Source organism: Streptomyces sp. NPDC033174 (genome assembly GCF_055577795.1).
The window spans coordinates 679,927-699,008 of sequence record NZ_JBVIPQ010000004.1 but is presented as its reverse complement, the minus strand read 5'-3'; the positions used below and the strand labels follow the sequence as shown (position 1 = coordinate 699,008).

Sequence of the window (19,082 nt, the reverse complement as noted above, 5' to 3'; positions counted from 1 at the left end):
CTTCGTACCTCTTCGGCTCTTTTAACACTTACGGGTGAACGTATCCCTCAAAAGGGGACAGTCACGGTTGCCTTGGTCCCGGCCGAAGCGTTATGGGACAACGGCGGCGAACGGGGGCGGAATGGACTGCGGGACGGAGTGTCAGTGGGTGCGGCTACGGTTTCCGCATGGCTGCCCGTACTAAATCCGCCAAGGACAGGCCGTCCTACCGCTGCACCGAGTGCGGGTGGACGACCGCCAAGTGGCTCGGCCGATGCCCCGAATGCCAGGCGTGGGGCACGGTCGAGGAGTACGGCGCGCCCGCTGTCCGTACGACCGCCGCGGGCCGCGTCTCCACCGCCGCGCTGCCCATCGGCCAGGTCGACGGCCGCCAGGCCACGGCCCGCAGTACCGGCGTGCCCGAGCTCGACCGGGTCCTCGGCGGTGGGCTGGTGCCGGGCGCGGTCGTGCTGCTCGCGGGCGAGCCCGGCGTCGGCAAGTCGACGCTGCTGCTCGACGTCGCGGCGAAGGCGGCCAGCGACGAGCACCGGACGCTCTATGTGACGGGCGAGGAGTCGGCCAGCCAGGTGCGGCTGCGCGCGGACCGGATCAAGGCGATCGACGACCACCTCTATCTCGCGGCGGAGACCGACCTGTCGGCGGTACTGGGGCATCTGGACGCGGTCAAGCCGTCGCTCCTGATCCTCGACTCGGTGCAGACCGTGGCGTCCCCGGAGATCGACGGGGCGCCGGGCGGCATGGCCCAGGTCCGCGAGGTGGCGGGCGCGCTGATCCGCGCCTCCAAGGACCGCGGCATGGCCACGCTGCTCGTCGGCCATGTCACCAAGGACGGCGCGATCGCCGGGCCCCGGCTCCTCGAGCACCTCGTCGACGTCGTCCTCTCCTTCGAGGGCGACCGTCATGCGCGGCTGCGGCTCGTGCGGGGCGTGAAGAACCGCTACGGCGCGACGGACGAGGTCGGCTGCTTCGAGCTGCACGACGAAGGGATCACCGGGCTCACCGACCCCTCCGGGCTCTTCCTGACGCGGCGCGACGCGCCTGTGCCGGGCACCTGCCTGACGGTCACGCTGGAGGGGCGCCGTCCCCTCGTCGCCGAGGTGCAGGCGCTGACGGTGGACTCGCAGATCCCCTCGCCCCGGCGGACCACCTCGGGTCTGGAGACCTCCCGGGTCTCGATGATGCTGGCGGTCCTGGAGCAGCGCGGGCGGATCACGGCGCTCGGCAAGCGCGACATCTACAGCGCGACGGTCGGTGGCGTGAAGCTCTCCGAGCCGGCGGCGGACCTGGCGATCGCGCTGGCTCTCGCCTCGGCCGCGAGTGACACCCCGCTGCCGAAGAACCTGGTCGCGATCGGCGAGGTGGGCCTCGCGGGCGAGGTCCGGCGGGTCACCGGCGTCCAGCGCCGGCTGACGGAGGCGCACCGCCTCGGCTTCACCCACGCCCTGGTCCCCACCGACCCGGGCCGGATTCCTCCGGGCATGAAGGTCACGGAGGTCGCCGACATGGGCGACGCCCTGCGGGTGCTGCCCAGGAGCCGCAGGTCGGCCCCGAAGGACACGGCGGAGACGAACGGCTGAGGCGGGAGCGAGGCGGGAGCGAGCCGGGGCCGAGGCGCGGGCCCGGGTGCGCGCAGGCCCACCGCCCGGCCCCGGCCCAGGTACGCGCGGGGCGCCGACCGCCCGGCCCGGGGACGAGTGCCCGCAAGGCCCCCACTGCCCGGCCCCGGCCCCGGGCACGCCGGGGCGCCTTACGCGCAAGGCCCCGACCACCCGGCCCCGCCCGAGTGCGCGCCGGCCGCCCGGCCCGGGTACGAGTTCCCGCAAGGCCCCCACCACCCGGACACGGTTCGGATACGCGCACGCCCCCCGGCTCCCCGCCCTCGGTTCGCGGTCGCGCCACCGGGGTAGGGACCGCCCCGCGGGGCCGGGTCCGCAGGGGGCGGCGCACGGGCCCCCGGCCCGGTCGCAGACGTCCTCGCAGCACCCCGCTGTGCCGCGGCGCAGCCCGGGGGCTAGCGGGGTCGCTAGACTTTGCCCTGGTCTCGCCCATCCGTACGAGCCGGAGGAGTGCAGTGGCAGCCAAGGACGGGGCATCAGCTCCCGGAAAGTCCGGCGGAGGCTCCGGCAACGAAGCCCTGATGCGTGCGTCCCTGAGCGCTGTCGCCCCCGGCATGGCCCTGCGTGACGGTCTGGAGCGCATCCTTCGCGGAAACACGGGCGGCCTGATCGTTCTCGGCATGGACAAGACCGTCGAGTCGATGTGCACGGGCGGGTTCGTGCTGGACGTGGAGTTCACCGCGACCCGGCTGCGCGAGCTGTGCAAGCTCGACGGCGCGCTCATCCTCGACAAGGACATGACCAAGATCCTGCGGGCGGGCGTCCAGCTCGTCCCGGACGCGTCCATCCCCACCGAGGAGACCGGCACCCGCCACCGCACCGCCGACCGGGTCTCCAAGCAGTGCAACTTCCCCGTGGTCTCCGTGTCCCAGTCGATGCGGCTCATCGCCCTGTATGTGAACGGTGAGCGCCGCGTCCTGGAGGAGTCGGCCGCGATCCTCTCCCGGGCCAACCAGGCACTGGCGACCCTGGAGCGGTACAAGCTCCGCCTCGACGAGGTCGCCGGCACCCTCTCCGCCCTGGAGATCGAGGACCTGGTGACGGTCCGGGACGTCACGGCCGTCGCGCAGCGCCTGGAGATGGTGCGCCGGATCGCCACCGAGATCGCCGAGTACGTCGTGGAACTGGGCACGGACGGCCGGCTGCTCTCCCTCCAGCTCGACGAGCTGATCGCGGGCGTGGAGCCGGAGCGGGAGCTCGTCGTACGGGACTACGTGCCGGAGCCGACGGCCAAGCGGTCCCGCACCGTCTCCGAGGCGCTCACCGAGCTGGACGCCCTGAGCCACACCGAACTGCTCGAACTGCCCGTCGTGGCCCGCGCGTTGGGTTACAGCGGGTCGCCCGAGACGCTGGACTCCGCGGTCTCGCCGCGCGGCTACCGGCTGCTGGCCAAGGTGCCCCGGCTGCCGGGCGCCATCATCGAGCGGCTGGTGGAGCACTTCGGGGGTCTGCAGAAGCTGCTGGCCGCGAGCGTCGACGACCTGCAGACGGTGGACGGCGTCGGCGAGGCCCGGGCCAGGAGCGTCCGCGAGGGTCTCTCGCGGCTCGCCGAATCGTCCATCCTCGAGCGGTACGTGTAGCGCGGTCCGCAAGGGGTTCCGCGCACCGCGGAGACCGGGAGAAGCGCGGCGGGCACTCCCGGCCCGCCAGGCCCGGCAAGTACCGAAAGGCAGGTCCTCAGTCCTTCGCCAGGGTGAAGGACGCCGGCAGCACCTTCACGCCCGGCACCTGCGCCTCGACCAGGTACGTTCCGGGGCCGGCGACCGCCGCGGGCGGCGTCGCGCACTGCGGAGCGCTCTGCCTGCGGTCCCACTCCACGGTGTACGTGACGGTCCCGCCCGCGGGGACACTCAGCAGCACGCTGCCGGCGCCGCGCGGGCAGTCCTTGGACGACCACACCTCGTCGTCCTGGTTGTCACTGATCGTCAGTACGGCGTGGACCGGCCCGAAGTCGGCCTTGCAGCTGACGGTGGAGGTGTTGCGGGCGACCAGCTGGAACTGCGGCTTCTCGCCGGGCTCGTACGAGACCTTCATGGAGCGCAGGGTCAACTGGAGACCGGCGGGCGCGCAGTTGGGCAGTGGCGAGTTCGCCGGGACCTGCTGGCCGGTGCCCGTGCCGGCGCCGCCGGAGCCGCCCGTACCGGTGGTGTCGCCGTTCTTGGCGCCCTCGGCGCCGCTCGCCGTGCCGCCCCCGGTGCCGCCGCCACTCGCGCCGGAATCGCCCGACTCGTCGCGTCCGCCCGGCTGTTCACTGATCGCGGGACCCGACGAGGAGGGCCCTGGGGTGATGGCGGGCGGCTTGGGAGAGGCGCCGTTGGCGCCGTCGCTGCCCTGCTTCGAGCCACCGCCGATGGAGGAGACGGACCACACCGCGAGCAGGACCAGCAGGGCGATCAGGCACAGCGCGACCGCCCTCCGTCGCCAGTAGATGGAGGAGGGAAGCGGCCCGACCGGATTGCGCATAGATCCCACGGACGGAACCTTACGAGAGATCGACGCCAACTCCCGCCCCACCCGCCGCCTCGCGGCCCAAGTTTTACGGATGATCACATCCGAACGCCCGTCAACGGGGCCCGGAGGGCCGTCGGGGCGTCTTGGGCGGCCGTCGCGCCGAGGCCGCGCGTGAGGTCGTGTCCCGGCCAGGTACGGTCCATCAGATGAGCCAGGACCTCTATCTCGACATCACCGACTTCGCCCGCACCACACCCTCGTGGTTCCAGACGCTCGCCGAGCTGTGGACCGAGGCCGGACTGCTCCTGTTCGGACTGCTCTTCGTGGTCGGCTGGTGGCTGGCGCGTTCCGCCGGCTCGCGGGTGATGGCGCTCGCGCTGCTCGCCCCGCTCTCGACCGCCTTCGGCTATGTGGTGAGCGAGGCCCTGAAGTCCCTGGTGGACGAGGAGCGGCCGTGCCGGGCCGTCGCCGGCGCCGGCCGCCCGCTGGTGGAGTGCCCGCCGTACGGGGACTGGTCGTTCCCCAGCAACCACTCCGCGATCGCGGGCGCCGCCGCGGTCGCCGTGACCTTCGCCCTGGTCGCATTCTGGCGGTGGATCGCCTGGCCGGCCGCGGTGATGGCCGTACTGATGGCGCTGTCCCGGGTGTTCGTGGGCGTGCACTACCCGCACGACGTGGCGGCGGGCCTCGTACTCGGCGCGACCTTCGCGTTCGTCTTCGTACGGCTGCTGACCCGCCCCGTCCTGGCGCTCGTGGAGACGGCCCGGACCAGCCGCAACACCCTCGCCGTGTGGTGCGTGGGTCGCGGGCCGCGCGCACACGCCTCCGTGCGCCCTGAGCGGGTGCCGCACCGGTCGTTGTGAACGTGTCAGGATCGGAGGTGCCATGACTGCCACTGACGCCCCCATCCCGGTCGACGACCCGGTCGACGCCCCCCTCGACGCCCCCGCGGCTGCCCGCCTCCACGCGCCCGTCCTCGCGTGGTTCGAGCAGCACGCCCGTGACCTGCCCTGGCGCCGCCCCGAGGCGGGCGCCTGGGGCGTGATGGTCAGCGAGTTCATGCTGCAGCAGACCCCGGTCGCCCGGGTCCTGCCGGTGTACGAGCAGTGGCTGGCCCGCTGGCCTCGCCCCGCCGACCTGGCCGTCGCCGCGCCCGGGGACGCCGTGCGCGCCTGGGGCAGGCTCGGCTATCCGCGCAGGGCCCTGCGGCTGCACGGGGCGGCCGTGGCGATAACGGAGCGGCACGGCGGAGACGTACCGAAGGACCACGCCCATCTGCTCGCGCTGCCGGGCATCGGCGAGTACACCGCGGCTGCCGTGGCCTCGTTCGCCTACGGACAGCGCCACGCCGTGCTCGACACCAATGTGCGCCGGGTCTTCGCCCGGGCCGCGGCCGGGATCCAGTACCCGCCGAACGCCACCACGGCCGCCGAGCGCAGGCTGGCCCGCGCCCTGCTGCCCGACGACGACGCGAGGGCGGCCCGCTGGGCGGCGGCCTCGATGGAGCTCGGCGCGCTGGTGTGCACCGCGAAGAACGAGGACTGCGGGCGCTGCCCCATCTCGGGGCAGTGCGCGTGGCTGCGGGCCGGGAAGCCCGCCCATGACGGGCCGGCGCGGCGCGGCCAGACGTATGCGGGTACCGACCGCCAGGTGCGGGGGCGGCTGCTGGCCGTCCTGCGTGACGCGGTGGGCCCGGTGTCGCAGGCGGCGCTGGACGCCGTGTGGGACGAGCCGGTGCAGCGGGCCCGGGCGCTGGACGGGCTGGTCGCCGACGGGCTGGTGGAGCCGCTGGCGAACGGTGCGTACCGGCTGCCGGCCTCGCGGCCCGTCCAGCCGGGAACCGCTCCCGTTCCCCCGGCCGGATCACGGCCCCGCGAAGCCTGACACAAACGCTGTTACACAACCGATGGGCAGCCGTGCGTCCGCCGACGGCTGCCCCGGACAGCCCCGTGACAACCGCTCCGTAGCTTCAGTGGCGCAACGGAAAACAGGCTGTATCACGGGGATCGGAGGCGGTTGAGAATGGCGCACGGCGAGGTGCTCGAATTCGAAGAGTACGTACGCACGCGACAGGAGGCCCTGCTGCGCAGCGCCCGCCGCCTCGTCCCCGACCCGGTCGACGCCCAGGACCTGCTCCAGACCGCGCTGGCCCGTACGTACGGCCGGTGGGACGGGATCGCGGACAAGTCGCTCGCCGACGCGTACCTTCGCCGGGTGATGATCAATACGCGGACCGAGTGGTGGCGCGCCCGGAAGCTCGAAGAGGTGCCCACCGAGCAGCTTCCCGACGCGAGCGTCGACGACGCCACCGAGCAGCACGCCGACCGGGCCCTGCTGATGGACGTCCTGAAGGTCCTCGCGCCCAAGCAGCGCAGTGTCGTGGTGCTGCGGCACTGGGAACAGATGAGCACCGAGGAGACCGCCGCCGCGCTGGGCATGTCGACCGGTACGGTGAAGAGCACGCTTCACCGGGCACTGGCCCGTCTGCGCCAGGAACTGGAGAGCCGCGGCATCGACACCGACGCCCGCGCCCTGGAGCGGTCCGGTGGACGACACGACGAAGGGTGGCGGGAGCGGTGCGCGGCGTAGCTGCCAGACGCGAGAGCGACGGCGCGAGCCACACGACGACGAGCCCCGGCCGCATGGCGGACCAGGGGCTCCCGCACGGCGGCGGCAGCCGGCACGGTGGCGGGATCAGGGCGGCGGGCACCACGGCACTGGCCGGGCTCGCCGCCATCGGCCTGCTCGTGGGCGGGTGCTCGTCCGGTGGGACGGGCTCGCGCGACGAGGGCGCCGCACGGCCCGACCAGGGAACGCCCACGGCCTCCCTGCCCTCCCCGTCGGCATCGTCGCCCCCGCCCTTCAAGAAGGTCGACGCGGCCCGGCTGATCAAGAGCGACCCGAAGGTCAGCGACCGGGTGAAGGACGATCTGAAGCCCTGCGCGGCACATGCGTACCCGGTGGACACCACGTACGGGAATCTGACGGGCGGCTCGTCCCCGGATGTGGTCGTCAACGTGGTGACCTGCGGTGATGCCGTGGGCATCGGCACGTATGTGTACCGCCAGGAGAACGACACGTACAAGAATGTCTTCGCGGTGGAGGATCCGGCGGTCTACGCCACCATCGACCGGGGCGACCTGGTGGTCACCAAGCAGGTGTACGCCAAGGGCGACCCGGTGGAGTACCCCTCCGGCGAGGACGTGGTCACGTACCGCTGGTCGGGGAACAAGTTCATCCAGCACGACTGGGTGCACAACGACTACAGCAAAGCGGTCGGCGACGGCGACGGTCCCGCGCCGTCCGCGCCGAGCGAGAACTGAGAGCGGACGATGGCCGAGACCCATGTCCTGTTCGTCGAGGACGACGACGTGATCCGCGAAGCCACCCAGCTCGCCCTGGAGCGGGACGGCTTCGCGGTCACCGCCATGCCGGACGGCCTGTCCGGGCTGGAGGCGTTCCGGGCGCGGCAGCCGGACATCGCGCTGCTGGACGTGATGCTGCCGGGCATGGACGGCGTCAGCCTGTGCCGGCGGATCCGTGACGAGTCGACCGTCCCCGTGATCATGCTCTCGGCGCGGGCCGACTCCATCGACGTGGTGCTCGGCCTGGAGGCCGGGGCCGACGACTACGTCACCAAGCCGTTCGACGGCTCGGTGCTCGTCGCCCGGATTCGTGCCGTTCTGCGGCGCTTCGGGCACGCCGGCGGGCCGGCGGGGGGCGCGGCCGACGCGGGCCAGCCGACGCGCGACGAGCAGGGCGGCGTGCTGGTCTTCGGCGACCTGGAGGTCGACACGGACGGCATGGAGGTCCGCCGCGGCGGCGCCCCGGTGGGTCTGACGCCGACCGAGATGCGGCTGCTGCTGGAGTTCTCGGGCGCGCCGGGGACGGTCCTGTCGCGGGACAAGCTGCTGGAGCGGGTCTGGGACTACGGCTGGGGCGGTGACACCCGGGTGGTGGACGTCCATGTCCAGCGGCTGCGGACGAAGATCGGGCAGGACCGGATCGAAACAGTCCGCGGTTTCGGATACAAGCTGAAGGCGTGAGCTGAAGGCATGAAGCGACACGCGGTACGCGTCGGGGCCATACTCGCGGAACGGGACCCACTCGTATGAAGCCGCTCGCCCTTCGTATGAAGCCGCTCGCCCTGCGCACCGGGGTCCGCTGGAAGATCGCCATCGCCATCGGGGCGGTCGGCGCGCTGATCGCCGTGACGCTGAGCCTCGTCGTGCACAGCGCCGCCCGTATCTCCATGCTCGACAACGAGCGTGAGGTGCAGATGGAGCGGCTGCTCTTCGCGCAGCGGATGTACGAGACGTCCAAGCCGAAAGAGCCCAAGTTCAACACCGAGATCAACGACCGGGCCCTGCCGCCGCAGCTCCACCGGCTGATGCGGGACAAGCGGCGCGGCACGTTCGTGCAGGAGCAGACGGACGGGGGCCCGCCCGACATCTGGGCGGCCGTGCCGCTCGCCAACGGCGATGTGCTGTCCCTGCACACCCGTTTCACCGACCGCAGCACGACGATCATGAAGGACCTCGACCGGGCGCTGATGATCGGCTCAGTGGCGGTCGTCTTCGGCGGCTGCGCGCTCGGTGTTCTGATCGGCGGGCAGCTCTCCCGCAGGCTCCGCAAGGCCGCGGCGGCGGCCGGGCGGGTCGCCCAGGGCAACACGGAGGTACGGGTACGGGACGCCATCGGCGGAGTCGTACGGGACGAGACGGACGAGCTGGCCCGGGCGGTCGACGCGCTGACCGACGCGCTGCAGGAGCGGATCGAGGCGGAGCGGCGGGTCACCGCCGACATCGCGCACGAGCTGCGCACCCCGGTGACCGGACTGCTCACGGCCGCAGAACTGCTGCCGCCCGGCCGCCCCACGGAGCTCGTACGGGACCGGGCGCAGGCGATGCGCACCCTGGTCGAGGACGTGCTGGAGGTGGCCCGGCTGGACAGCGCGTCGGAGCGGGCCGAGCTTCAGGAGATCTCGCTCGGGGAGTTCGTGGCCCGTCGGGTCACCGCGCTCGACCCGGAGATCGTGGTGCGGGTGGTTCACGAGTCGTGGGTGAGCACCGATCCGCGCCGGTTGGAGCGCATCCTGATCAATCTGCTGGCCAACGCCGCCAAGCACGGCAAGCCCCCGGTCGAGGTGACCGTCGAGGGCCGCGTGGTCCGGGTCCGCGACCACGGCCCGGGCTTCCCCGAGGCGCTGCTGCGGGAGGGGCCGAGCCGTTTCCGTACGGGCGCGAGCGACCGGGCGGGCCAGGGGCACGGCCTGGGCCTGACGATCGCGGCGGGCCAGGCCCGCGTCCTCGGCGCCCGGCTGACGTTCCGCAACGCGGCGCCGGAGGGGGCGGAGGGCTCGACCGGGGCGATCGCGGTCCTCTGGCTCCCGGACCATGCCCCGACGAACACGGGCAGCTTCCCCATCCTCCAGTTCCCGGAGGGGACGCTGCCGTAGGCGGAAGGCCGCCCTCTCTCCACCGGGAAGGCCCCGGGCGCTCATGCGCCCGGGGCCTTCCCTTCGTATCCGCTTGTGCCTCGCCGGTCAGACCGTCTCCGCGACCTTTCCGTCGGACGTCGGGCTCGGTGCGGCGGTCGGCTTCGGACCCGCGCCCCTCAGCGGGACCTCCTTGACGAAGAAGGCCGCGAGGAAGCCGACGATCGCGATGGCCGAGCCGAGCAGGAAGGCCCCGTGCGTCCCGGACGCCACCGCGACCTGGTACGCCTCACGGAGGTCCTCCGGGAGCCGCGCCAGGCTCGCCGCGTCCAGCTGCGCGGACTGCTGCGTCAGCTGACCGCCGCCGTGTCCCGCCATCTCGGACTGGACCCGGCTGGTGAAGAGGGCGCCCATGATCGCCACGCCGAAGGAGGAGCCGAGCGTACGGAACAGGGTGGCCGACGAGGAGGCGACGCCCATGTCCTTCATCTCGACGCTGTTCTGCGCGACCAGCATGGTGATCTGCATCAGGAAGCCCATGCCCGCGCCGAGCACCGCCATGTAGAGGCCGGAGGTCAGCCGCGAGGTGCCGGTGTCCATCTGGGCGAGCAGGAAGAGCCCGACCACCATCAGCGCGCCACCCACGATGGGGAAGATCCGGTACTTGCCGCTGCTGGTCGTGACCCGCCCCGCGATCAGTGAGACGACCATCATCGACATCAGCATGGGCAGGAGCAGCAGGCCGGAGTTGGTGGCCGACGCCCCCTGCACCGACTGCTGGAACAGCGGCAGGAAGAGGACCGCGCCGAACATCACGAAGCCGGTCAGGAACCCGATCACCGACATCAGCGAGAAGTTGCGGCTGCGGAAGATGTGCAGCGGCAGGATCGGGTCGGAGGCGCGGGTCTCCGCGTACAGGAAGCCGGCGAGCGAGACGACGCCGGTGGCGATCAGGGCGAGGATCGTGCCGGAGCCCCAGGCGTACTCCGTACCGCCCCAGGTGGTGACCAGCACGGTCGAGGTGATGCCGACGGTGAGCAGCGCGGCGCCGAGGTAGTCGATCCGGGTCTTGCCGGTCCGCTCCTTCTTCGGCAGGTGGAGCACGGCGGTGACCATGGCGAGGGCGACGACGCCCAGCGGCAGGTTGATGTAGAAGGACCAGCGCCAGCCCCAGTGGTCGGTGATCGAGCCGCCGACGAGCGGTCCGCCGATCATCGCGAGCGCCATGACGCCGGCCATCATGCCCTGGTACTTGCCTCGGTCACGGGGCGGGATCAGGTCGCCGATGATCGCCATCACGCCGACCATGAGCCCGCCGGCGCCGAGGCCCTGCACGGCGCGGAAGCCGATGAGCTGGGCCATGTCCTGAGCCATGCCACTCAGCACGGAGCCGATCAGGAAGATCACGATCGAGGTGAGGAAGATGCCCTTCCGCCCGTACATGTCACCGAGCTTGCCCCAGATCGGGGTGGAGGCGGCGGTGGCGAGGGTGTAGGCGGTGACGACCCAGGAGAGATGCTCCAGGCCCCCGAGCTCGCCGACTATGGTCGGCATCGCCGTGCCGATGATCATGTTGTCGAGCATCGCGAGCAACATCGCGATCATCAACGCGAGCAGAACCACCCGCACGCTGCGGGGTGCGGCCGAGCCGTCCGCCTCTTTCCCGGTGTCCGTCGCTGTTGCCATGGTCCCTACTCCCCTGTGGTCCCGGTACGTGGTGCCGCCGGGCACTTACTTGCCGCCCGGCTAGTTGACTACAATGGGGAAGGTAGCCCCGTAACTAGCCGGGCGTCAAGTAAGTTTGTGGGATGTAGGAGAGCAGCATGGCCCGAGGCAATACCCGCCAGCGCATCCAGGACGTAGCCCTCGAACTCTTCGCCGAGCAGGGGTACGAGAAGACCTCCCTACGGGAGATCGCCGAGCGGCTCGACGTCACCAAGGCCGCGCTCTACTACCACTACAAGACCAAGGAAGACATCCTGGTCAGCCTCTTCGAGGACCTGACCCGGCCCATGGACGAGCTGATCGCCTGGGCGCAGGACGAGCCGCGCACGCTCGAGACCAAGCAGGAAGTGCTGCGCCGCTACAACGACGCGCTCAGCGGCGCGGCCCCGCTGTTCCGCTTCATGCAGGAGAACCAGGCGACCGTGCGCGAGCTGAGCGTCGGGGAGTCCTTCAAGGACCGCATGATCCGGATGCTGGCGCTGTTCAAGGAGCCGGACGCCGCCCTGGTCGATCAGGTGCGCTGCATCAGCGCGCTGTTCACGCTGCACGCGGCGCAGTTCGCCATGAAGGACATCGAGGGCGACCCCGAGGAGAAGCGCGCGGCTGTCCTCGAGGTCGCCCTCGGTCTGATCACTCAGGCTCACACCCCGTAGGGCCCGGGCCGCGTCAGACCACGACGCCCGCGGAGCGGAGGAAGGCGACCGGGTTGAGCGCGGAGCCGTAGTTCGGGGTGGTGCGGATCTCGAAGTGCAGGTGCGGGCCGGAGGAGTTTCCGGTGTTGCCGGAGCGGGCGATGACCTGGCCGGCCTTCACCTTCGAGCCCACGCCCACGCCGATCTTCGACAGGTGCGCGTACTGCGAGTACTTGCCGTTGGCGTGACGGATGACGATCGCGTTGCCGTACGCGGGGCCGTCGCCGCCACCGTTCGGGCCGGCCTTCACCACGGTGCCGGAACCGGCGGCCTTGACCGCGGTGCCGATCGGCACGGCGAAGTCCTGGCCGGAGTGCTTGTGGGACCACATCGAGCCGCCCTGGTTGAAGCTGGCGGTCTTCGTGTACGAGCTGACCGGCTTCACCCACGCCGGGTTCTTCTTGGCCTTCACGACGGCCTTCTTGACCTTCGCGGCAGCCTTCGCCTTCGCGACGGCCTTCGCCTTGGCGGCGGCCTCGACCTTCGCCGCGGACACGGCGGCGGCGTGGGCCTGCGCGTCCGCCTGGGCGGCGATGGCGGCGGACGTACCGGCCACAGCGGCCCCGGCCTGGCTCTCGGCGGCGAAGGCGTTCCCGGCTCCGGACACGACGGTCGCTCCGAGGCCGGCGGCGATCAGGGAGACGACGGCGGTACGGGCGGGATGCTGGACGCGCTTCGACATACGGGGGAGACCTCCGGACATGAACGGACCCGACGCGAGCGGTGCGCCGGGCGGTGGTGCCATCCCTTGGTAACCCGAGCCCCCATCTCGGCTCAAACACCCCATCTACGACATCGTGTCGTAGCGATCTCCTCCGGATGGCGGGTCTTGACGCCGCCGGATGCGCTTCCCCGAATCCGGGCAAACCGCTCTCGATCAGAGGTTTAACCCCATGTCCGGCCTGCCCGCATTCGACAGCGGGGCGGGGTCGTCGGACCCATGGAACCCGGGGGCCCGAAGACCCCCTCCTGGGTGCGCCAAAAGTCCCGAATCGACACTTAACATGACGACTATTCCGGCTAGTACCGCCGAAATCGCCTGTGCGCCTTGTCACGGCCGGTGGGCCGAAAGACCCCCGATCCCGGGACCACCGGCCGCCACCGTCGCTAGGCTGGCCGGCCGGACACACAGGGGAACGGCTTCGGGGGACGCACGTGGATCCAGCGCTTATCGGTACCCGTCTGGCATCGAGCGCGATCGGCCCGCTGATCAAGAAACTGCTGGTCCAGGAGGCGCCCGGGGCCGGGCTCACCGAGCGCCGCATCCGGCTCTCCCGGCTCTTCTCCTTCCGCGGCGAGAAGCGCACGCTCACCGAGCGGGACGTCCGCACACTGGCCGCGACCCTTGTCGGGGACTCCCTCGCCACCCCTGGTGAGCAGCCGTTCCCGCCCGACGAGGCCGAGGCCGTCGCCGGCGCACTGAGCCGTACGCTGCTCTCCCTGGGCGACCTCGACATGGACGACGTCCAGGCCGTCCGCCTCGGCCACCGCGAGCTGGCCCGCCGGCTGCGCACCGCGGGCCCCGGCCCCGACGGCCTCTCGACCGACGCCGCGCTCTACCTGGACTCGGTCACCGAGTGGGCCTGCCTGCACATCCTGCACTTCTTCACCCAGCGCTCGACCTTCGTGGCGCGCACCCTGGTCGAGCAGAGCCGCGACCAGGCGGAGCTGATCGCCAAGGTAGACGAGCTGATTGCGCGCACCCCGAGGGCGGACGCGCGCGACGGAAAGTTCGAGCGCCGCTACCTCTCGTACGTGGCGAAGAAGCACGGCAGGCTCACCATCTACGGCATCGACCTGCACCACTCGCCCGACGCGTGGCCGCTGGACGTGGCGTACCTGTCACTGGAGGCGAGCGTTCCGGAGCGCGAGCACGTCCTCGGCCAGGACCAGGTCGCCGGCGCGCCCGAGGCCACCGCCGCCCACGCCCGAGCCCTCCCTCCGGGAGCGGCACCGGTCCTCGTCCGCCACCAGGGCGACTTCCGGGACATCGGCCATCTGATCCCCCACGCCGCCCCGGTCTCCGCGGACCAGGCCCTCGCCCGCCACGACCGCGTCCTGCTGCGCGGCGTCGCCGGCTCCGGCAAGACGACCCTGGTGCAGTGGCTGGCGGTCTCCGCCGCCCGCCAGGACCTCGACGAGCGGATGTCCTACCTCCGCGACCGCATCCCCTTCGTCCTGCCGCTGCGCACCCTGACCCGCCACGGCGGGCGTCTGCCCGCGCCCGACGCCTTCCTCTCCGCCGTGGGCTGCCCCCTCGCCGCGCCCGACGGCTGGGCCGACCGCGTCCTTGCCGCCGGACGCGCCCTGATCCTCATCGACGGCATCGACGAGGTCCCCGAGGCGGAACGCGACCGGACCCTGCGCTGGCTGCGCGACCTCCTCCTCACCTACGAGGGCAACCGCTGGCTGGTCACCTCCCGCCCCTCCGCCGTGCGCGACGACTGGCTCACCCCCGACGGCTTCACCGAGCTCACCCTCTCCGCCATGAGCACGGCCGAGGTCACCACCTTCGTGCGGCGCTGGCACCAGGCCGCCGGCCCGGGCTCGGAGCCGTACGCGCAACCCCTCGTCGACGCCCTGCGCACCACCAAGGACCTCGCCCTCCTCGCCACCAACCCGCTGATGTGCGGCCTCATCTGCGCCCTGCACCGGGACAGGCGCGGGTACCTGCCGCACGGTCGCAGAGCCCTGTACGAAGCCGCCCTGTCGATGCTCCTCAGCCGCCGCGACCGGGAGCGGGACATGGGGGCGCCGTACGGTGTCGAACTGGGCGAGGCCGCCCAGATCCAGCTGATCCAGCGCCTGGCCCACTGGCTCACCGTCAACGGGCGGGCGGTGATGGACCGTTCACGCGCCGAGTCGATCGTCCGGAGCGCGGCCCCGTCGATCCGGGAAGCCGCCGCACACGACGCCGGGGCGGTCTTCGCGCACCTGCTGCACCGCAGCGGCCTGCTGCGCGAACCGGGCCCGGGCCAGGTCGACTTCATCCACCGCACCTTCCAGGACTATCTCGCGGCGAAGCACCTGGTGGACGAGTGGCACATCGGCGTCCTGGCGGATCACGCCGCCGACGACCAGTGGGAGGACGTCATCCGCATGAGCGTGGCGCACGCCCGGCCCCGCGAATGCGCCGAAATCCTCCAGGAGTTGATGGCGACGGCGGACCGCGCGAAGGACCGCTCCACCCAGCTGCGCATTCTGGTCGTCGCGGCGACCGCCCTGGGCCACGCGACGGAAGTGCCCACGACCGTGCAACGGGCGCTGCGGGAGCGCACCTCGGCCGTGATTCCGCCCCGCTCGGCCGACGAGGCCCGCGAGCTGGCGGCGGCCGGGCCGCTAGTACTGGAGTTACTGCCGGGACCCGAGGAACTGGACGACCCCGCGGCGGAGATGGTGGTCATCACCGCCTCCCACGTCCCGGGCGAGGCCGCGATCCCCTTCCTGGCCCGGTTCACCGCCCACCGGTCGCTCCGGGTCCGCTCCCAGCTGATGTGGGCGTGGGGCCGCTACGACACCAGGCAGTACGCCGAGGAGATCGTCACCCGGCTCGAGCCGACCGGTCTTCGCTTCACCGTTCGCTCCGACGAGCACGCCGACGAGCTCCTGCGCCAAGGGCTGCGCCCGGAGATCCTCGACATCCGAGAGGACGTGTCCGAGGGCCGGTTCGCCACGCTCCTCGCCACGGTGTCCCCGAGCTCGATCCTCCTCACCCCCTCCGGCCGGCTGCCGGATCTGCGCCTGCTGCACGAGCACCCGACGGGGGTCAGCCTCGACCTGATGGCCGTCGACGACCTGTCGCCGGAAGACTGGCGGCGGCTCGCCGAGCTGCCCCACCTCGACGTGCTCTTCGCCACCGCGCGGACGTTCCGTTCGCTGCCCGCGGGGTTCCGGCTGCCCGGTGTATCGGCCATGTCGGTCTACCTCCGCCACACCGAGGACGTCCTGGGTCTGGTGGCCGGGGCCTTTCCCGGCCTCCGCGCGATCGAGGTCTTCAGCGGCCGGCCCGGCACACAGCTGGATCTGCGGCCGCTGGCCGCGCTCCCGCACCTGGAACGCGTCCTGGCCCCCGCCCACAAGGTCGTCGGCACGGAACATCTTCCTCCGACCGTCCAGGTCGTGTACTGACCCGTCGGGGCCGCCACAGGACGCCGGCACAGGACCGACAAAAAAAGGGGCTGCCCCGGTCCGTACGTCTCCGTACGGACCGGGGCAGCCCCTTCAACCACTCAGCGAAGCGTCACGCGTCCTTCGAGAGGTTCGGCCCGGCTCCGCCGGCCGCCTGCTCGATCGGCGGGACGTCCGGCAGAGCGGACTTCTCCTCGCCGCGGAAGGTGAACTTCTTCGCCTCACCCTCGCCCTCGGTGTCCACGACCACGATGTGACCGGGGCGCAGCTCACCGAAGAGGATCTTCTCCGACAGCGAGTCCTCGATCTCACGCTGGATCGTCCGACGCAGCGGACGGGCGCCCAGCACGGGGTCGTAGCCCTTCTTGGCGAGCAGCTGCTTGGCGTCCGCGCTGAGCTCGATGCCCATGTCGCGGTCCTTCAGGCGCTCGTCCACCCGGTTGATCATCAGGTCGACGATCTGCAGGATGTCGTCCTCGGTCAGCTGCGGGAAGACGATGACGTCGTCCACACGGTTGAGGAACTCCGGGCGGAAGTGCTGCTTCAGCTCGTCGCTGACCTTGTTCTTCATCCGCTCGTAGTTGGACTTCGTGTCGCCCTGGGCCGCGAAGCCCAGGTTGAAGCCCTTCGAGATGTCCCGGGTCCCGAGGTTGGTCGTCATGATGATGACCGTGTTCTTGAAGTCCACCACTCGGCCCTGGGAGTCGGTCAGGCGACCGTCTTCCAGAATCTGGAGCAGGGAATTGAAGATATCGGGGTGGGCCTTCTCGACCTCGTCGAAGAGGACGACGGAGAACGGCTTCCGGCGCACCTTCTCGGTGAGCTGGCCACCCTCTTCGTAACCCACGTATCCGGGCGGGGAACCGAAGAGACGGGAAACCGTGTGCTTCTCGCTGAACTCCGACATGTCGAGGGAGATCATCGCGTCCTCGTCGCCGAAGAGGAATTCCGCGAGCGACTTGGAGAGCTCGGTCTTACCGACACCGGACGGGCCGGCGAAGATGAACGAGCCACCGGGGCGCTTGGGGTCCTTCAGACCGGCACGGGTACGGCGGATCGCCTTGGAGAGGGCCTTGACCGCGTCCTGCTGGCCGATGACGCGCTTGTGCAGCTCGTCCTCCATGCGCAGCAGTCGCGAGGACTCCTCCTCGGTCAGCTTGAAGACCGGGATGCCGGTGGCGGTCGCGAGGACCTCGGCGATCAGCTCGCCGTCGACCTCGGCGACGACGTCCATGTCGCCGGCCTTCCACTCCTTCTCCCGCTTGGCCTTCGCCGCCAGCAGCTGCTTCTCCTTGTCGCGGAGAGACGCCGCCTTCTCGAAGTCCTGGGAGTCGATCGCGGACTCCTTGTCCCGGCGCACGCCGGCGATCTTCTCGTCGAACTCGCGGAGGTCCGGCGGCGCGGTCATCCGGCGGATGCGCATCCGGGAACCGGCCTCGTCGATCAGGTCGATCGCCTTGTCCGGCAGGAAGCGGTCCGAGATGTACCGGTCGGCCAGGGTCGCGGCCTGGACCAGCGCCTCGTCCGTGATGGAGACGCGGTGGTGGGCCTCGTAGCGGTCGCGCAGACCCTTGAGGATCTCGATCGTGTGCGGCAGCGACGGCTCCGCGACCTGGATCGGCTGGAAGCGGCGCTCCAGCGCGGCGTCCTTCTCCAGGTACTTGCGGTACTCGTCGAGCGTGGTGGCACCGATGGTCTGGAGCTCACCGCGCGCGAGCATCGGCTTCAGGATGGAAGCCGCGTCGATCGCGCCCTCGGCGGCGCCCGCACCCACCAGGGTGTGGAGCTCGTCGATGAACAGGATGATGTCGCCGCGGGTGCGGATCTCCTTGAGGACCTTCTTCAGGCGCTCCTCGAAGTCACCGCGGTAGCGGGAGCCGGCGACCAGCGCGCCGAGGTCGAGGGTGTAGAGGTGCTTGTCCTTGAGGGTCTCGGGCACCTCGCCCTTGACGATGGCCTGCGCCAGTCCCTCGACGACGGCGGTCTTGCCGACGCCGGGCTCGCCGATGAGAACGGGGTTGTTCTTCGTCCGGCGGGACAGCACCTGCATGACCCGCTCGATCTCCTTCTCGCGCCCGATGACCGGGTCGAGCTTGGACTCACGGGCGGCCTGGGTGAGGTTCCGGCCGAACTGGTCGAGGACCAGGGACGTGGAGGGGGTGCCCTCGGCAGGGCCGCCCGCCGTGGCGGCTTCCTTGCCCTGGTAGCCGGAGAGCAGCTGGATGACCTGCTGCCGCACCCGGTTGAGATCGGCGCCGAGCTTCACGAGGACCTGGGCGGCGACGCCCTCGCCCTCGCGGATCAGGCCGAGCAGGATGTGCTCCGTGCCGATGTAGTTGTGGCCCAGCTGAAGAGCCTCCCGGAGCGACAGCTCCAGGACCTTCTTGGCACGAGGGGTGAAGGGAATGTGCCCGGACGGGGCCTGCTGGCCCTGACCGATGATCTCCTCCACCTGCTGTCGGACCGCCTCGAGCGAAATCCCGAGGCTCTCCAGGGCCTTAGCGGCGACACCCTCACCCTCGTGGATAAGGCCCAGGAGGATGTGCTCGGTGCCGATGTAGTTGTGGTTGAGCATCCGGGCTTCTTCCTGAGCCAGGACGACAACCCGCCGCGCGCGGTCGGTGAACCTCTCGAACATCGTTAATCGCTCCTCAGAGCGGTCAGTCAGTTAGGGGTCGATCCCCTCCCTGTCCTTCCGCAGCTTAGTCCCGCAAGCGGGGACCGCTCATTCCAACTGCCGACACCGTCCTTGGCCTCCTGACCCCGAACGCCGACATCTGCTCCAACCCGATGGTGCGAGACGATGTTCCCGCAGGCCAAGCAGTTACCCGCGCCTTGTGTACGCCCATGGCGAACGTGAGACGTGGAAGCCTGCGTGTCGCCCCTTCCCACTAGGAATGTCTTACCCGTAAGCACTGACACTCCATGCGGCATACCCGGGTTCCCTCCGCTACGGGCGAACATCCTTGCGCTGCCGAATGCGTCCGCACGCCCCCATTGCGGACACTCTTCGCACACCCGCCAGTACGCTGG

General features: G+C 71.0%; 14 protein-coding genes. 10 read left to right on the top strand and 4 right to left on the bottom strand.

The window, feature by feature from the left end:
* Positions 1–167 precede the first annotated feature (167 nt).
* Together radA and disA are read left to right on the top strand one after the other, a co-directional pair.
* Positions 168–1,577 (top strand): DNA repair protein RadA, encoded by a 1,410-nt coding sequence (radA, locus tag ACZ5VC_RS16880; protein WP_469120782.1) that lies wholly within the window; start codon positions 168–170, stop codon positions 1,575–1,577.
* 494 nt (positions 1,578–2,071) lie between these two features.
* Positions 2,072–3,196, top strand: coding sequence for a DNA integrity scanning diadenylate cyclase DisA (gene disA, locus ACZ5VC_RS16875; RefSeq protein ID WP_469120781.1), 1,125 nt, complete (start codon positions 2,072–2,074; stop codon positions 3,194–3,196).
* A 97-nt stretch (positions 3,197–3,293) separates the two neighbouring features.
* Here the strand turns inward: disA and ACZ5VC_RS16870 are convergent, their stop codons facing one another.
* On the bottom strand, positions 3,294–4,088 hold the full coding sequence (locus tag ACZ5VC_RS16870) for a hypothetical protein (protein WP_469120780.1): 795 nt from the start codon (positions 4,086–4,088) through the stop codon (positions 3,294–3,296).
* 185 nt (positions 4,089–4,273) lie between these two features.
* Between ACZ5VC_RS16870 and ACZ5VC_RS16865 the strand changes: the two genes are divergently transcribed.
* The 6 genes from ACZ5VC_RS16865 (at position 4,274) to cseC (ending at position 9,525) form a co-directional block, all read left to right on the top strand.
* Positions 4,274–4,930 (top strand): phosphatase PAP2 family protein, encoded by a 657-nt coding sequence (locus ACZ5VC_RS16865; protein ID WP_469120779.1) that lies wholly within the window; start codon positions 4,274–4,276, stop codon positions 4,928–4,930.
* Between the two features lie 22 nt (positions 4,931–4,952).
* Positions 4,953–5,951 carry an HhH-GPD family protein gene (locus tag ACZ5VC_RS16860; protein ID WP_469120778.1) on the top strand — a complete coding sequence of 333 codons (999 nt, stop codon included), beginning with the start codon at positions 4,953–4,955 and terminating at the stop codon, positions 5,949–5,951.
* Positions 5,952–6,089: 138 nt separating this feature from the next.
* Positions 6,090–6,656 carry a SigE family RNA polymerase sigma factor gene (locus ACZ5VC_RS16855; RefSeq protein ID WP_469120777.1) on the top strand — a complete coding sequence of 189 codons (567 nt, stop codon included), beginning with the start codon at positions 6,090–6,092 and terminating at the stop codon, positions 6,654–6,656.
* On the top strand, positions 6,644–7,390 hold the full coding sequence (locus ACZ5VC_RS16850) for a hypothetical protein (RefSeq protein ID WP_469120776.1): 747 nt from the start codon (positions 6,644–6,646) through the stop codon (positions 7,388–7,390). Before ACZ5VC_RS16855 ends, ACZ5VC_RS16850 begins: the two co-directional genes overlap by 13 nt.
* A gap of 9 nt (positions 7,391–7,399) precedes the next feature.
* On the top strand, positions 7,400–8,113 hold the full coding sequence (gene cseB, locus ACZ5VC_RS16845) for a two-component system response regulator CseB (RefSeq protein ID WP_469120775.1): 714 nt from the start codon (positions 7,400–7,402) through the stop codon (positions 8,111–8,113).
* Between the two features lie 86 nt (positions 8,114–8,199).
* On the top strand, positions 8,200–9,525 hold the full coding sequence (gene cseC, locus ACZ5VC_RS16840; RefSeq protein ID WP_469120825.1) for a two-component system sensor histidine kinase CseC: 1,326 nt from the start codon (positions 8,200–8,202) through the stop codon (positions 9,523–9,525).
* 87 nt (positions 9,526–9,612) lie between these two features.
* Here the strand turns inward: cseC and ACZ5VC_RS16835 are convergent, their stop codons facing one another.
* Positions 9,613–11,190 carry an MDR family MFS transporter gene (locus ACZ5VC_RS16835; protein ID WP_469120774.1) on the bottom strand — a complete coding sequence of 526 codons (1,578 nt, stop codon included), beginning with the start codon at positions 11,188–11,190 and terminating at the stop codon, positions 9,613–9,615.
* 137 nt (positions 11,191–11,327) lie between these two features.
* Between ACZ5VC_RS16835 and ACZ5VC_RS16830 the strand changes: the two genes are divergently transcribed.
* On the top strand, positions 11,328–11,882 hold the full coding sequence (locus ACZ5VC_RS16830; protein WP_469120773.1) for a TetR/AcrR family transcriptional regulator: 555 nt from the start codon (positions 11,328–11,330) through the stop codon (positions 11,880–11,882).
* A 13-nt stretch (positions 11,883–11,895) separates the two neighbouring features.
* On the opposite strand, the gene ACZ5VC_RS16825 is transcribed toward ACZ5VC_RS16830, so the two are convergent.
* Entirely contained in the window at positions 11,896–12,603 is a 708-nt protein-coding gene (locus ACZ5VC_RS16825) for a M23 family metallopeptidase (protein WP_469120772.1), read from the bottom strand.
* Positions 12,604–13,076: 473 nt separating this feature from the next.
* Between ACZ5VC_RS16825 and ACZ5VC_RS16820 the strand changes: the two genes are divergently transcribed.
* Positions 13,077–16,049, top strand: a complete 2,973-nt coding sequence (locus ACZ5VC_RS16820) for an NACHT domain-containing protein (RefSeq protein WP_469120771.1) — start codon at positions 13,077–13,079, stop codon at positions 16,047–16,049.
* Positions 16,050–16,161: 112 nt separating this feature from the next.
* On the opposite strand, the gene ACZ5VC_RS16815 is transcribed toward ACZ5VC_RS16820, so the two are convergent.
* Positions 16,162–18,687: an ATP-dependent Clp protease ATP-binding subunit gene (locus tag ACZ5VC_RS16815; protein WP_469120770.1), complete on the bottom strand. Its 2,526-nt coding sequence runs from the start codon at positions 18,685–18,687 to the stop codon at positions 16,162–16,164.
* Positions 18,688–19,082: the final 395 nt, after the last annotated feature.

Excerpts from the sequence above, each read along its gene's own strand:
- ACZ5VC_RS16815 (WP_469120770.1), bottom strand. The coding sequence starts at position 18,687 with ATGTTCGAGAGGTTCACCGACCGCGCGCGGCGGGTTGTCGTCCTGGCT.
- cseC (WP_469120825.1), top strand. The coding sequence starts at position 8,200 with ATGAAGCCGCTCGCCCTGCGCACCGGGGTCCGCTGGAAGATCGCCATC.
- ACZ5VC_RS16865 (WP_469120779.1), top strand. The coding sequence starts at position 4,274 with ATGAGCCAGGACCTCTATCTCGACATCACCGACTTCGCCCGCACCACA.
- ACZ5VC_RS16825 (WP_469120772.1), bottom strand. The coding sequence starts at position 12,603 with ATGTCGAAGCGCGTCCAGCATCCCGCCCGTACCGCCGTCGTCTCCCTG.
- ACZ5VC_RS16830 (WP_469120773.1), top strand. The coding sequence starts at position 11,328 with ATGGCCCGAGGCAATACCCGCCAGCGCATCCAGGACGTAGCCCTCGAA.
- ACZ5VC_RS16855 (WP_469120777.1), top strand. The coding sequence starts at position 6,090 with ATGGCGCACGGCGAGGTGCTCGAATTCGAAGAGTACGTACGCACGCGA.
- ACZ5VC_RS16835 (WP_469120774.1), bottom strand. The coding sequence starts at position 11,190 with ATGGCAACAGCGACGGACACCGGGAAAGAGGCGGACGGCTCGGCCGCA.
- radA (WP_469120782.1), top strand. The coding sequence starts at position 168 with ATGGCTGCCCGTACTAAATCCGCCAAGGACAGGCCGTCCTACCGCTGC.
- ACZ5VC_RS16860 (WP_469120778.1), top strand. The coding sequence starts at position 4,953 with ATGACTGCCACTGACGCCCCCATCCCGGTCGACGACCCGGTCGACGCC.
- cseB (WP_469120775.1), top strand. The coding sequence starts at position 7,400 with ATGGCCGAGACCCATGTCCTGTTCGTCGAGGACGACGACGTGATCCGC.